The sequence below is a fragment of the Evansella cellulosilytica DSM 2522 genome, from assembly GCF_000177235.2.
Classification (GTDB): Bacteria; Bacillota; Bacilli; order Bacillales; family Salisediminibacteriaceae; genus Evansella; species Evansella cellulosilytica.
In genome coordinates, this window is record NC_014829.1 from 4,407,032 (window position 1) to 4,422,014 (window position 14,983).

Genomic DNA, 14,983 nt, shown 5'->3' on the forward strand with positions numbered 1-14,983 from the left:
CCGTTAAATGTATGTTACCTTAGAATGCAATATAGAATGGATGTTTTTTCTTATCTAAGCACATTAAAAGTTCTTCTGTGAATTCTTTTATCACTATCATATTTAATGCCTCTTCGATACTAAAAAAGCCAACTTCCACACTTTCTACACTTGTTTGTAATTCTCCACTTACTGGTTCTCCTAACCACCACATATTACAAATATTTTTCCTTAACTCTTGTGACACCCCACAAAAGCTAACTATATCAATATCAATCCCCGTTTCCTCTTTAACCTCTCGAACGACTGCGTTTTTGATAGGTTCGTTTTCTTCTACCATTCCACCAGGTAATTCCCAGCCCCTTACAGGATCCTTTTTTAATAATATTTTATGATGTTTATTTAGTACGACTGCCCCTGAAGTTATAATAAATTTATTCATATATTACCACCTTCACGAAATACATTAGCAATTCTGCTGTTTCGTTATTCCGAAATTCATTGTATTGTATCATTATATATTATTATTTATCGCCATGGAAAAAGCATGGAGACTACTCTCCATGCCTGGCTTCTCTATATTTTTAATTTATATTCATTCGTTCAAGTGTGATATTGCTTTTGCTTTATCCTATCCAGTAATTCTATCCCAAAGGCTTGTGAATACGTCTACGATAAAGAAAGATACTTTCACTTCATCTTCATCATCTTCTTCAATTTCTTCCTGTTCTTGTTCTTCTTTTTCTACAGCTTCCTCTTTTTCTTCTGCCTCATGTGCAACTGCATCTCCGTTGTTAAAATCTAAGAAGCATAGTGGTGGGAATAATACGCACCACCAGTTGTCGCCTTGGCCATCTCCAATTTCAATCAGTACCGCTTCATATTCCCCTGCCGGATACACTCGGCTTCCGTACAGCTTCGTCGGAAAGTTTGTCTTTTGTAAAGAGATGTTAAATGAGTTGTTACTGCCAACTTCCGCTAATTTACTTTCAACAATATGATTTAAACCATCTATGTTTTCATTTATTACTTCTCTCGCATGCTCAACATCGTCAAATACTTCTACTAACTCTGTTATGTGTGCATTTACTTCATCACGGATATCCTGCTTTACTTGTTGATCCACCGCTGAATTACTATTCGCCAATATTCTGAGTCTAATAGATTCATCAGCTATGTAGTTTTCCTCTCCTGCTTGTGCAGGCATAATAACATGTGCTTCCCAAGATAAAACTAATATAATAAGTCCAATTAATGTATAAATTCTTGCTTTGCGATTCATTTTATATCACCCTTCCCCTTAGCCATCATTCTTGTCAGGGAAAGATAGATTTATACATGCATTTAATAGATTTTATTTGAGAAAACTAAGAACGAGTTTGGTGAAGCTCATTTTTAGTCTTTTCTTAGAAGCGGGGAAAAATGATGTCACATTAGCAGTGATTGGTTTTACCCACGGCCTCATTTCCACCGCCAAATTTTATACTTTTATTTTAAGAAAAACTAGTTTTGTAAGGTTGTGGAGTTGTTGACGATTTATGCCCCTCGTGTTGGGAGAGTGGTCGTGATGGGGGGATTTCTTTTTGCACATCCACTCGGTGTTACTTTTTTCATATTAGCTGCATTTTTATAAGTATAGTAGATTTCAGCATGTGGTGATTTGATAGTTTATAAGGATGTTTGGTTTAGCTCATAATGGTTTTGTCTCTCATGAATCTGGCGTTGTTCATGATTACCTTTAAATGGTAATTTAGCACCTATCGCGAGTATAAAAAGCTTTGTTGACCTTAAAATGATTTAGCAACTTCCAACGGGCAGCATACAATCGCTATGATTACCGTCAACTCATTTTGGGCTCGTTCTCGGTAAGCATACAATCGCTATGATTACCTTCATCTCATTTTGGACTGGATCTCGGGAAGCATACACGCGCTATGATTACCTTCAACTCTTTTTGGGCTCTCTCTCGGGAAGCATACACGCGCTATGATTACCGTCAACTCATTTTGGGCTCGTTCTCGGTAAGCATACAATCGCTATGATTACCTTCATCTCATTTTGGACTGGATCTCGGGAAGCATACACGCGCTATGATTACCGTCAACTCATTTTGGACTCGTTCTCGGGCAGCATACAATCGCTATGATTACCTTCAACTCATTTTGGGCTCGTTCTCGGGAAGCATACAAACGCTATGATTACCTTCAACTCATTTTGGGCTCGTTCTCGGGCAGCATACAATCGCTATGATTACCTTCAATTCATTTTGGACTCTCTCTCGGGAAGCATACAATGATTAAGTCCATATAATTGTGTAAAAAGAAAAGGGCCACTATCAAGTACCCCATGTTACAATGTTTTCGACCAAAAAAACAAACAGGGAGGTAATGATAGTGACTCAAATCAATTTTACATTAGATTTAGCAGATCTTAAAGAAAAAATTCAGGAAAGTACACTTGAAGCTACCGTGAAAGCTTCAGCTACATTAGCGCTTAATGAACTCATGAAGAAAGAACAGGAGGAACATATACAGGCTAATTCATATGAACGTTCTTCAGAACGTAAGGGTTATCGAAATGGCTCATATAGTCGTTCACTAATGACTTCTGCTGGAACGCTCCTATTAGATGTTCCAAGAACGCGAGATGGGGAATTCAGTCCATCAGTATTTAAGAAATACGAGCGTATTGACCAGGCATTTATGATTGCTATGATTGAGATGGTTGTAAATGGAGTTTCAACGAGAAATGTTCAGAAAGTCGTCCATCACTTCTGTGGGAAAAAAGTCTCCAAATCTCTTGTTTCTGAACTGATGAAAGAGTTGGATCCAGTGGTGGAGAAATGGCGGAACAGTCCATTAAATACTCAACACTTCCCTTATGTCTATGCCGATGCCATGTATATCAAAGTCAGAGAAGGCGATAGAGTCGTCTCCAAAGCGCTGCACATCGCTACTGGTGTCTCTTCTGCCGGTAAGAGAGAAGTACTAGGTATGAAAATTTCAAATGGTGAATCCAAAGATACGTGGACTGAGTTCTTCGACGAGTTAAAGGCCAGAGGCCTTCAGAGACCTCAGCTTGTGATATCTGATGCCCACGCTGGGCTTGTTTCTTCAATCAGGTCTAGTTTTGCTGGAACGTCGTGGCAACGCTGTTATTTTCATTTGTCCCGCAATGTGGTAGGGTTGTTACCTAAAAAAGGATCCAAAGAAATGAAGGCACAAATCAAGGATATCTTTGACGCCCCTACGCTCGATCAGGCAAGAGAACGTAAAAATAAACTGATAGATGCTTATGGTGAAGAAAAAAAGTATGAATCAGCCATGGCGCTATTAGATGAAGCTTTTGATGATACAACCCAATACTACCAGTATCCTGCGCATCACCATATTCGCTTACGTACTAGTAACAGTATTGAACGACTGAACCAAGAAGTTCGCAAAAGGGAAAAACAATTAAAATTTTTCCTAATTTAGCCTCTGCTACTAGATTAATAGGGGCGATTTTAATGGATATTGACCAGACATATGCGAACGCCAGAAATGTCTTTTTAAACATGGAAGAAAAAGTGAAATAAAAAATATAGAATTAATTGGAAAATTTTTGCCCCCCTCGGGGGGCAACCCCTGAAAGTTCAAAACCTAAAAGACCCATTCTACCTTCGGTAGAATTTATTATATACAGGTTAAAACATTGTATTTTACTTTTACACATAAGTAAGGACTTGACTCATACAATCGCTATGATTACCTTCAACTCATTTTGGGCTCTCTCTCGGGAAGCATACACGAGCTATGATTACCTTCATCTCATTTTGCACTCGTTCTCGGGAAGCATACACGAGCTATGGTTACCGTCAACTCATTTTGGGCTCTCTCTCGGGAAGCATACACGCGCTATGATTACCGTCAACTCATTTTGGACTCGTTCTCGGGCAGCATACAAACGCTATGATTACCGTCAACTCATTTTGGGCTCACTCTCAGGCAGCATACAACCTCTATGATTACCGTCAGTACATATTGAGCACAATTTCGGGCATCAAATAAGGGCTCAGTGAGTAAAAATGCTATGAAATTTTTGTCCAAACACTCTCTAGCACTTAGCTATTGATTCATAAAGGCTATATGTCTTGACAACGCTCCTATCGACACTTGGCTTCGATTCTTCAATGGCTATCTGTCTTGAGAACTCCTCTATCGGCACTTCGACTCCCAACCTTCACCGCTATCTGTCTTGAAAACCGCTCTATCGGCACTTCAATCTCAAAGCTTCCTGGCTATCTGCCCTGAGAACAGGCTACAATCTGTCCTATCAGCACTTCCCACAGATTTCTACCACTAACCTTCTATTACTGCGATGACTATTCGTTCTTTTCCATTGATGTCGTTGAGAACCGCTATGTCAGCTGCTGGGTATTCTGCTGCTAGGAGGGCTTTTACGCTCTCGCCTTGACCGTGGCCGATTTCGAAGGCGACCAAGCCTTTTTTGTGCAGCACAAAAGGGATTTGTTTTATGAGCTTGCGGTATATTGTTAGACCGTCTTGGCCAGCGAATAGTGCGAGTGCTGGTTCATGGTCGAGCACATTTTCCTTCATGATGGCACGATCACCCTCTGGAATGTACGGAGGGTTGGAAATGACAATATCAAATTCCGATGACTCTGCCAGGAATGGTTCTAATAGGTCGCCTTCATGGAAGGTGACTTTCGCTCCGAGTGCGGTTGCATTAGAGCGCGCTACGTCGAGTGCCGCTTGCGAAATGTCGACCGCATGGACGTGACTATGAACTACCTCAAGGGCCAATGTGATGGCGATAATGCCACTGCCTGTTCCAACATCGACAATCCGGATTGGCTGTTCTCGGTTCAAAAACAGTGACTTGATTTTTCCCAGAAGGGCTTCAATCAGTTCTTCTGTTTCTGGGCGTGGGATGAGGACGTTGCTGTTTACTTTGAAGTCGCGTCCGTAAAATTGTTCGTGGCCGATGATGTGCTGTACTGGTGTACCGGTTGCTGCTTGGCGGACGTCGGCTTCAAAACGAGTCCAAATAGGTGCTGGTAGTGTTGTTTGCATTTCGCTGAACAGGCGCGATCGTGACCAGCCGGTGTGATGGCGCATTAGGAGCTGTGCGATTGTTTCTTCGTAATTGTGTTCGTTTAAAAAAGAAGAAGCCCATTTGAGGGCCTCGTATACTTTGTGATTTGTTTCCATTGTTAATTACTCTCCCGCTTCTTCCATCATGCGTGATTGTTCTTCGACGATTAGTGCGTCGGTGATTTCGTCGAGTTTTCCTTCAAGAATTTGATCGAGCTTTTGCAGTGTTAAGCCAATGCGGTGGTCTGTCACACGGCTTTGTGGGAAGTTGTACGTTCGGATTCGCTCGGAGCGGTCGCCTGTTCCAACAGCTGATTTACGGTTTTGTGCGTATTCTGCTTCGGCTTCCTTCCTAAACTTGTCGTATATACGAGCACGTAACACCTTCATCGCTTTTTCTTTGTTCTTGATTTGTGATTTTTCGTCCTGACACGATACTACGACACCGGTTGGGATGTGTGTCAATCGAACCGCTGACATCGTCGTGTTCACGCTTTGTCCCCCAGGCCCGCTCGATGCGAATGTGTCGACTCGAATGTCTTTTTCGTTAATGTCGACTTCGACTTCTTCTGCTTCAGGTAAAACAGCAACGGTTGCTGTTGACGTATGGATACGTCCACCGGATTCCGTCGTTGGTACACGTTGCACGCGGTGTGCACCGTTTTCATATTTCATTTTAGAATAAGCGCCTTTTCCGTTAATCATAAAAATGATCTCTTTGTAGCCACCGATATCATTTTCGCTCGCTTCGATAACTTCTGGTCTCCAGCCTTGCGCTTCCGCATAGCGAGAGTACATGCGGTAAAGGTCACCAGCAAATAGCGCTGCTTCATCTCCACCAGCGGCACCACGAATTTCCACGATAACGTTTTTGTCATCGTTTGGATCCTTCGGTAATAGAAGTACACGTAGCTTCTCTTCTAACGGAGGGATTTGATCCTCGAGCTCATCCATCTCCATCTTTACCATCTCATACATTTCATCATCTAAATCTTCTTCTTTTAACATCGTTTTCGCATCGGTATACTGCTTTTTGATTTCCTTATACTCGCGAAACGTTTGCACCGTTTCCTCTATATCCGACTGCTCCTTCGAATAATCGCGGAGCTTCTTCGTGTCACTAATGACATCCGGATCCATTAATAATTCATTTAATCTCTCATAACGTTCTTCTACTGCTTCTAGGCGGTCAAACACGTTTTCTTCACCTCATTATAATAAACGCTCATCTGTCTCATTATAGTATAGAGAGACACGTTTGTAAAAATTCTTTTTTTCTGGAAAAATCATGTCGGCTCATTCTCATCGTGATTCGTTACTCATTTTGTATGCACGTTTTCTATACGTCGTTACTTTAGTCATTTTACTCTATGTTCGGTGAAAAATATACGTTTTGCCGTTGAAGTTTTTTCGTTCCTGAATTTGGGGATATTGTTAATAGAGCATTAATTTAGTTTTCTTAAAGGGGGAAATTGCATGAACGTCGTCATTATTGGTGGTGATGCTGCTGGCATGAGCGCTGCGATGCAGGTTGTGAGAAATGATGAAAATGCTTCTGTCACAGTTTTCGAAAAAGGAGAATTTTATTCTTACGCGCAATGTGGGCTACCGTATTATATCGGTGGTCATATCGATGATCGTGATCGATTAATTGCGCGTCATCGCGATACATTTGAAGAAAAATACGGGATTGATGCACGAATATTGCACGAGGTGACTCGTATTGATCCAACTAACCAGCTCGTCATTGGCACCGATTTAGAAAGTGGAGATACGTTTGAGCAGCATTATGATAAATGCTTAATTGCGACCGGTGCGTCTCCCATAATACCGCCATGGGATGGTCGTGATTTAGCTGGGATTCACGTTTTGAAAACTATCCCCGATGCTGATGACATATTAACGGACATGAAGGAGGATGTACTAACAGTCACCGTCATCGGCGGTGGTTACATCGGACTTGAGGTGGCTGAGAATTTAGTGGAGCACGGTAAAAAAGTGCGTATTATCGATCAGGCTGACCGGTTGGGTATGGTGTATGATGAAGAATTAAGTGAGTTGCTGCAAGAGGAGGCGGAGAGCCATGGTGTAGAGGTCATTTTAGGAGAATCGGTCAAACACTTTAACGGTAGTGGACGGGTAAGAGAGGTCGTAACGAATAAGGGGAAGTATGCTACTGATATGGTCATTGTCGCTGTTGGTGTGAAGCCAAACTCCCAGTTCGCTAAAGAAGCTGGCATTCATCTTCATCCTTCTGGGGCCATTGTTGTGAATCCGTACATGGAAACAAACGTGAAAAACATTTATGCTGCTGGTGATTGCGCGACACAGTTTCACCGTATTAAGCAGCTCGATGATTATATTCCGCTCGGAACACATGCAAATAAGCAAGGACGTGTTGCAGGTAGTAATATCGCTGGCGTTACTGCAACGTTCCAAGGTGTTGTCGGCACGTCCATTATGAAATTTTTTCGTTTAACTGTTGGGAGGACGGGATTGAGTGTCGCAGAGGCTGAAGCGCTCCGTATCCACGCTGAACCACTAAAATTCCGAGCGCGCTCTCATGCTAGCTACTATCCAGATAGTGAAAAAATACTCATTAAGTTACTTCGAGACAGTGCAACAGACAAGCTATTAGGTGTCCAAGCGATTGGGAAAAAAGGCGTTGATAAAAGAATTGACGTTGCCGCAACTGCGCTCTATCACGACATGACAATTGCCGATATGGAAAACCTTGATTTAAGCTATGCACCACCGTTTAACAGTGTATGGGACCCATTGCAGCAAGCAGCCAGAAGGTATTAGTCATCCATCTCTCCGCTTGATAATGAGAGAACCAATAGATGAAATGATAAGGGGACTGGAAAAGTACAGAGTACTTTTTCAGTAACCTTATTTTCAATGGCAATGGCTTCGTTCGTTGCGTGACTACGCTCATTGCATTGAGGGACTGGAAAAGTCTATATCACCCTTTTCCAGTCCCTCTAAAATGAACCTTTTGAGTTTTCTCTCATAGATACGAATTTCTTTTTACCTAAAATCGTTTACGATCACTCTGTAGTTGTATCTTGGGTTCGCTTCGTAAAGCTGTCTTTCGATTTCTCTTACTTGCTCACTGCTTACATTTCCATTTATCCGTTCTTCGAATGAAACGTTCACCCAAGCATTACTCCCTACAATCATTACCATACCTGGGGTAACTCCTGGCGTATTGTGAACGATATTTTCAATCATTTCGTGATCGTCCTCTTCCGTTTGGTGTGCTTTTACAGGATCTCGGTAGCTTTTTCCTGTCGTATTCGTTTCCGTATTTGGATCAGATGGTGCATTGTGTTCTTCAATTGCACCGTAATTAGCAGGACCAGGACCAAAAAAGCTCTCTCCCCAATCTTTAACCATGGAAGAGCCAGGCTCTGTATTCATTCCCCCAACCTCTGGATTATCTAAGTTTTCATTACATCCTGTCATCACAAATAGAAGTAAAGTCATTCCAATTAAGGTATATTTCATCGCAAACACCTCCTATGACGTATCATTTCCTAAAGAATAAGAGGGAATACACGTTTTAAAAGAAATATATCGGCTAAATTGAGGAAAAGCGTTCCATTATGAAGAACTACTACCTAGCTCCTTACAGCTAAGGTAGTAGTCTGTAAAAATACTCTTTTTTTATTCTATTCTCCTTCCACTTTTGCCACTCCTAATGCTAAGTGCTCCCACATCACTTCTTCCACTTTCTCCACTAGTTCTTTCGGACAATCAACAACGATGACAACTTCAGATTTTTTCCCTCTCACTTTTCTGTTTCGCCTATGAATAACTTTATAAATGATGTAATCTATGGTGAATCCTATAATAAAGCCAACTCCTGCACCAATTAGTCCCCAATATATAGGACCCCATTCAAGTACAAATCCAATGCTTGCACCGACAACTGATAAAGCAGTGGCTATTGCAGCACCTTTATCAAATAAACTAACTCCATCTGCTCTATGTAACGTATCAAATAGTCGTCTTTCCTCTACTCTGCTATTAAGCGGAACTGCTAATATACGTTCCTTTTTCACACCAACTTTTTGTAACGCACTAATAGCCAACTCTAAATATGCGGAATGCTCAAAGGTAGAGAAGATTTGCATTATTTCACCTCCACTTTCTCGTGAAACATGACACGACGCTTTTGGAAATTCTGTTGTAAAAATTTCCGTTGTTCACTTTCATACAGTTTATTATTTTCGACCGTATTTACGTATGAATCATAAACAGCAAAGCCAAAGTGGGATGGCAGAAACAGAAACCATTGGGGGTCGAGCACATTTGTTGCTTCGCTAATGTCGCCTAGAAATAGAAAATGTAAAGCTACAAGAACTTTCGAATAATAGACAAAAATGATCATAAATCCTAGAGTGAAAACAGCTGTCAATACTCGATGAATATAAAGTTGACCTAAACCAGGCATAAACAAGGACCAGATGATCGCCATTAATGGCCTACGTTTATCTAGATAATTAATTTCAAACGCTCCAATGGTATAAGAGTTAAAATCAGCATTTTCCCGTTCTGCTAGTAAAAATACTTTGTTCATATCAACGGATGTACGATAGCTATCCCAAATAGCAAATATATAAACAGGAATATATAATAGCATCCATCTCGGCTCAAGAACTTCCTTTGCCATTGAAATATTCCCGGTAAAGGATAATACCATTGCGTGATTTAAGTTAGCCATATTGTTCACTAATATTTCCCATATGAATAATCCATACCCGCGAAGATATTTAGATAATAGCAGGTGTCCAAATCCAGGAAATGCAGCAGACCACCAAGCAATAACATAGGGGTTACGAAGGTGCAATTGTGTTGTCCCAATTGGACTCACGTACGCTTTAAAACGTCGCTGATTGTTAGTTGGATAAAAGTTATTCATCTCTATTTTCCTTTGTATTATTAGCAGTGTTAAACGTTAATGTTGATTTCTGTTTTCCAAGCCTGGATTGAGCGCTTCTAGGCTTCATCGCCTTCGTGATTGCAGGGCGCTTCAACTGTTTTTTAATCAACATTTCCCTAACAAAGCCTACATTTTTATAACCCTAAACTAAGTATATGATTCACTATAATATGGAAAAATATGTGCCACTCAAAAACAAACTTTTACCCAACAAATTAAATGTCAATAAGAAAAGACTAAAAACAAGCTTGGTGAAGCTCGTTTTTAGTCTTTTCTTAGAAGCGGTGATGAAATGATGCCACATGTCTTTAAAGTAGTAGTGAATGTTCTCTCACTACTACACGTTGTTAAATTTCAACCGACTACCTCTAGCCTGTAAGCTAAGCATATAAATATACTTAAAAACAACAATCTATGCGAAAATCGTCTTTAAAAAAGAGCATGAAGTCAAAAAAACTTCATACTCGTCTTATCGTTATTTAGTTTTAGTTTTTAGATACTAGCGCTGATTCTTTTTTATTTAAAGCTGGGTGGCCTGGTACTTCGTGGCAATGTCGGCATCGCGGCTCGTACGATTCAGATGCACCGACTAAAATAATCGGGTCATCATAAGATGCCGGTTCACCGTTAATGAGTCTTTGCGTACGACTTGCAGGCGAACCACAAGATAAACATATCGCTTGTAGCTTTGTCACAGTTTCCGCTAACGCAAGTAGCGACGGCATGCAGCCAAATGGTTCTCCTCTAAAATCTTGATCCAACCCTGCTACAATGACACGAATTCCTTCATCAGCTAACTCTTGGACAACTTCTACAACTCCTAAGTCAAAAAATTGTACTTCATCAATGGCAACTACTTGTGTATCTTTTTCTAACAGTTCTAATATCATAGCTGCGCCTTTAACAGGAAGTGCATACACTTTCGTCCCATTATGAGACACTACTTCTTTTTCACTGTATCGATTATCAATTTCCGGTTTGAACACTTGTACTTTTTGACGACCATAGTAAGCTCGACGAACGCGGCGAATAAGCTCCTCTGACTTCCCTGAAAACATACTTCCACAAACGACTTCTAACCAGCCTTCTCTCCTAGTTAAATGCATCATACTACTCTCCCTATTCTAATCTTCTCGCAAAAGCATTTATGTACTTTTAGCTTCGTTTAGTTAACGCATTCGAGTGATCATATCAGCTCATTTTTTTATATGCTTGTCCTTTAAATAGTTCGATAAAATAGATAAACCGTCCATTACACTGAACGGTTCAACATATTCTATTATAGTCATATTGGCCATTCTGAACAATGGACATTTTCCCCTATTTCACCAAAAAGTGAGGAAACACAACTCGTATCAAGGGAAAATTTTTTTCTCCGAGCGCTTATTGTTTTTCACGGAAAAATTGGAATAGTTTAAGAATTGGCTGTGGAGGCTCCGCTTATTACAGGTTGACGCAAAAATAGCAGCCCTTAATAATTCATAAAAAAACAGACAAGTGAGATACTTGTCTGTTTGACTTTATTACTTCATATTGTATTTCTTCTTGAAGCGGTCTACACGTCCACCAGCATCGGCGAACTTTTGACGTCCAGTGTAGAATGGGTGAGAGTCAGAGCTAACCTCGACTGTGATTAATGGATATGTGTTTCCATCTTCCCACTCGATTGTTTCACTAGAGTACTTTGTTGATCCACTTAAGAACATAAAACCTGTAGAAGTATCCTTAAATACAACTTTTTGATGTTTAGGATGGATTTCTGGTTTCATTCTTTTCATCTCCTTCCGCCCTGAGTCTTTCGAAACAGAGTTTAATGAGCAGTAGCATACGCCCTGCATCGTACATTTTTGCATACTGTGAAATTATATCAAGTGTGCATTTAATTTGCAACTAGCTGTTTAAGCTTTTTCAATAATAGCTGGTGTTAATTCATTCCAGTTAGTTTCTGACGCGGACTTTCCCGGTCTTTTCTTGTTCAAACGAGTTGAAGAACTCTTCGTTCGTTTTCGTTTGGCGAACTTTTTTCAAGAAGCGCTCTAAAAATTCTGGCTGATCGTTCATCGTTTTTCTTACAGCCCAAAGGTTTTCGATTTGCTCCTTAGGTAACAGCATTTCCTCACGACGTGTGCTTGAACGGCGAATATCAATTGCAGGGAATATACGACGCTCAGAAAGCTTACGGTCAAGGTGAACCTCCATGTTCCCTGTTCCTTTGAATTCCTCGTAAATCACATCGTCCATTCGAGAACCTGTTTCGACAAGTGCCGTTGCTAAGATTGTTAAGCTGCCGCCTTCTTCAATGTTTCTAGCCGCACCGAAGAAACGCTTCGGACGATGGAAACTCGCTGGGTCAATACCACCAGATAGCGTTCGTCCACTTGGTGGAATCACTAGGTTGTATGCACGTGCTAGTCGAGTAATACTATCCATTAAGATAACAACGTCTTTTTTCGCTTCTACGAGACGCATCGCGCGATCAAGGACAAGTTCTGCTACTTTTATATGATTTTCTGGAACTTCGTCAAATGTCGAGCTGACTACTTCCCCTTTAATGGAACGTTCCATGTCTGTTACTTCCTCAGGACGTTCGTCAATAAGTAGCACCATTAATTCAATATCAGGGTGGTTTTCAGCGATACTGTTTGCTACCTCTTGTAAAAGAATTGTTTTACCAGCTTTCGGAGGTGCCACAATTAAGCCACGCTGTCCAAAACCAATTGGCGCCACCATATCGATGACACGTGATGCGACTTTCTTAGGGTCGTTTTCTAACGTCATCTTTTTGTCTGGATAAAGTGGTGTTAGCTGCGGGAAGTGTGGACGCTCTCTAGCAAGCTCAGGATCTTGTCCGTTTACAGCCGCTACTTGTAGTAGTCCATAATAGCGCTCATTTTCCTTTGGCTTTCTTACTTTCCCAGAAACAGTATCTCCATTTCTAAGCTCAAAACGACGAATCTGTGATGCAGAAATATAGATGTCTTGCGAGCTAGGCTTGTACGTATTGGAGCGTAGGAAACCGAATCCTTCAGAAGGCACGACTTCTAGTATCCCTTCCATAAACATGAGTTCTTCTTTTTCTGCCTGCTTTTTCATGATTGCAAAAATGAGTTCTTTTTTTGTTAATTGACTATAATAAGAAACTTTGAATTCCTTCGCCATTTGATATAGTTCTTTTAATTTCATTTGTTCTAGTTCTTTTAGCGTTACGCCCATGCGTATCATCACACCTTTATATAATTTTGTTTCATATATGTATACGTTCCCAATCTCCAAATTAAATTTAAAAATCTCACAACACATTCTTTTTTCTCGTAAAGCATTCATAAAGAGAATGGAATTCATTTGTGTATGTTGATTATCGATTGAAGGAAAGCTCCATCTGAAGGTAAATGGAAGTCTGAGAAGCAACATGAGGTTAAAATAATATCATTTCCAATTTTCAAAAATACATGTTTTCCTTTAATAGGTTAGTCAAAATAACTTTAATATAATCAAAGCATAAAAACTTAAAATGTTCAAGTGTAGAAAGGGAGTATTATTGTAGTTAGAGGTTTTAAAGTCACAAGGGGAAGAAGTGTTTCCCCTCGTGTATCTTGCCTTCGCTCTATTATGGTAATGCCCTACTGAATCGAAGGACATCCATGGTTAAATGTTTTCTAGCTCGGCTAATTCCTTCTCATTTAGGTTTTCACGCCATATTTTTGCTCCTAAACCTTTTAGCTTTTCTTCTAATCCCCCGTAACCTCTGTCAATATGCTCGACACCTGTGATCTCAGTTATCCCTTTTGCCATTAATCCTGCGACAACAAGCGCAGCTCCTGCACGAAGGTCACTGGCACGCACCTTTGCTCCTTGTAGAGGCGTTCCTCCATTCACGAGTGCTGAACGGCCCTCCACTTTAATGTTCGCTCCCATTCTCCGAAGCTCATCAATATGTTTAAATCTTGCATTATATATTGTATCTGTCACCATACTTGATCCAGGTACTTTCGTTAATAGACTCGTAAATGGTTGCTGTAGGTCTGTTGCGAACCCAGGATATACAAGCGTTTTTACATCGATTGGCGTTAATTCGTTGTCCTCACGCGCACGTATAAATACCGAGTCATCTGCTTCTTCGATAAAGACACCCATTTCACGAAGCTTAGCGCTTAATGACTCTACGTGGTCCGGAATAATATTGTCAATGAGAACGGATCGTCCCATTGCTGCTGCCAATATCATAAATGTACCAGCTTCGATTCTGTCAGGAATAATAGAGTGCCTACAACCATGAAGCTCGTCAACACCCGTTATTCTAATAACGTTCGTCCCCGCACCTTTAATATTTGCTCCCATATTCGTTAATAATGTGGCAACATCAATAATTTCAGGCTCTTTTGCAGCATTTTCAATAATTGTTTTCCCTTTTGCTCGAACTGCAGCAAGCATAATATTAATCGTTGCTCCTACACTAACAACATCTAAGTATATTCTTGCTCCAATAAGCTCGTCTGCCTGGAGGTATATAGCTCCTTGTTCATTTGTTACTTTTGCACCAAGTGCTTCGAAACCTTTTATATGTTGATCAATGGGCCTTGGACCAAGGTTACAACCACCAGGTAATCCAATAACAGCTTTTTTAAATTTACCAAGCATAGCCCCCATCATATAATAAGAGGCGCGCAATTTTTTTACCCGTCCATTCGGAAGTGGCATGGCAAACATATTTTCAGGATGAATGACAAGCGTATCATCCTCAAGCTTCGTGCTACCACCTATTTCTTCTAACAACTCTGCTAACGTTTCAACATCTGAAATATTAGGGAGGTTATCGATCGTCACCGGGGAATCTGCTAAAATAGCTGCTGGAATCAGTGCAACAGCACTATTTTTTGCTCCACTGATTTGTACTGTTCCTTCTAATGGATAACCACCTTCGATCAATAGCTTTTCCATAACCGACTTCCCTTCTGTCACT

Annotated in this window: 13 protein-coding genes and 1 pseudogene; 2 read left to right on the forward strand and 12 right to left on the reverse strand. The window is 40.6% G+C overall.

The window, feature by feature from the left end; genetic code table 11:
- Window positions 1–19: 19 nt before the first annotated feature.
- Both BCELL_RS20175 and spoIIR read right to left on the reverse strand, forming a co-directional pair.
- Window positions 20–421, reverse strand: a complete 402-nt coding sequence (locus tag BCELL_RS20175; protein ID WP_013490646.1) for an NUDIX hydrolase — start codon at window positions 419–421, stop codon at window positions 20–22.
- A 189-nt stretch (window positions 422–610) separates the two neighbouring features.
- Window positions 611–1,261, reverse strand: a complete 651-nt coding sequence (gene spoIIR, locus BCELL_RS20180) for a stage II sporulation protein R (protein ID WP_013490647.1) — start codon at window positions 1,259–1,261, stop codon at window positions 611–613.
- A 1,111-nt stretch (window positions 1,262–2,372) separates the two neighbouring features.
- On the opposite strand from spoIIR, the pseudogene BCELL_RS20185 reads away from it, so the two are divergent.
- A pseudogene (locus tag BCELL_RS20185) lies at window positions 2,373–3,556 on the forward strand (IS256 family transposase).
- A gap of 763 nt (window positions 3,557–4,319) precedes the next feature.
- Here the strand turns inward: BCELL_RS20185 and prmC are convergent.
- Together prmC and prfA are read right to left on the reverse strand one after the other, a co-directional pair.
- Window positions 4,320–5,192 carry a peptide chain release factor N(5)-glutamine methyltransferase gene (gene prmC / locus BCELL_RS20190; protein ID WP_013490649.1) on the reverse strand — a complete coding sequence of 291 codons (873 nt, stop codon included), beginning with the start codon at window positions 5,190–5,192 and terminating at the stop codon, window positions 4,320–4,322.
- A gap of 6 nt (window positions 5,193–5,198) precedes the next feature.
- The gene (gene prfA, locus BCELL_RS20195) at window positions 5,199–6,272 is read right to left on the reverse strand and encodes a peptide chain release factor 1 (RefSeq protein ID WP_013490650.1); all 1,074 of its coding nucleotides are present in this window, start codon (window positions 6,270–6,272) and stop codon (window positions 5,199–5,201) included.
- A gap of 279 nt (window positions 6,273–6,551) precedes the next feature.
- Here prfA and BCELL_RS20200 point away from each other — a divergent pair, with 279 nt between their 5' ends.
- Window positions 6,552–7,880 (forward strand): FAD-dependent oxidoreductase, encoded by a 1,329-nt coding sequence (locus BCELL_RS20200; protein WP_013490651.1) that lies wholly within the window; start codon window positions 6,552–6,554, stop codon window positions 7,878–7,880.
- 225 nt (window positions 7,881–8,105) lie between these two features.
- Here BCELL_RS20200 and BCELL_RS20205 read toward each other — a convergent pair whose 3' ends face one another.
- The 8 genes from BCELL_RS20205 to BCELL_RS20235 all read right to left on the reverse strand — a co-directional run bounded on the left by BCELL_RS20205 (window position 8,106) and on the right by BCELL_RS20235 (window position 14,961).
- Window positions 8,106–8,585: a hypothetical protein gene (locus BCELL_RS20205; protein ID WP_013490652.1), complete on the reverse strand. Its 480-nt coding sequence runs from the start codon at window positions 8,583–8,585 to the stop codon at window positions 8,106–8,108.
- Between the two features lie 164 nt (window positions 8,586–8,749).
- Window positions 8,750–9,214, reverse strand: a complete 465-nt coding sequence (locus tag BCELL_RS20210; protein WP_041808453.1) for an inorganic phosphate transporter — start codon at window positions 9,212–9,214, stop codon at window positions 8,750–8,752.
- Entirely contained in the window at window positions 9,214–10,002 is a 789-nt protein-coding gene (locus BCELL_RS20215) for a hypothetical protein (RefSeq protein WP_041808455.1), read from the reverse strand. The genes BCELL_RS20210 and BCELL_RS20215 overlap by 1 nt, the downstream gene beginning before the upstream one ends.
- Entirely contained in the window at window positions 9,995–10,135 is a 141-nt protein-coding gene (locus BCELL_RS22785) for a hypothetical protein (protein ID WP_157184235.1), read from the reverse strand. The genes BCELL_RS20215 and BCELL_RS22785 overlap by 8 nt, the downstream gene beginning before the upstream one ends.
- Window positions 10,136–10,508: 373 nt before the next feature.
- Window positions 10,509–11,132, reverse strand: a complete 624-nt coding sequence (locus tag BCELL_RS20220) for a thymidine kinase (RefSeq protein ID WP_013490653.1) — start codon at window positions 11,130–11,132, stop codon at window positions 10,509–10,511.
- A gap of 414 nt (window positions 11,133–11,546) precedes the next feature.
- On the reverse strand, window positions 11,547–11,792 hold the full coding sequence (locus BCELL_RS20225; protein WP_013490654.1) for a type B 50S ribosomal protein L31: 246 nt from the start codon (window positions 11,790–11,792) through the stop codon (window positions 11,547–11,549).
- 169 nt (window positions 11,793–11,961) lie between these two features.
- Window positions 11,962–13,236, reverse strand: a complete 1,275-nt coding sequence (gene rho / locus BCELL_RS20230; RefSeq protein ID WP_041809232.1) for a transcription termination factor Rho — start codon at window positions 13,234–13,236, stop codon at window positions 11,962–11,964.
- 432 nt (window positions 13,237–13,668) lie between these two features.
- Window positions 13,669–14,961 carry a UDP-N-acetylglucosamine 1-carboxyvinyltransferase gene (locus BCELL_RS20235; RefSeq protein ID WP_013490656.1) on the reverse strand — a complete coding sequence of 431 codons (1,293 nt, stop codon included), beginning with the start codon at window positions 14,959–14,961 and terminating at the stop codon, window positions 13,669–13,671.
- Between the last annotated feature and the right edge of the window lie 22 nt (window positions 14,962–14,983).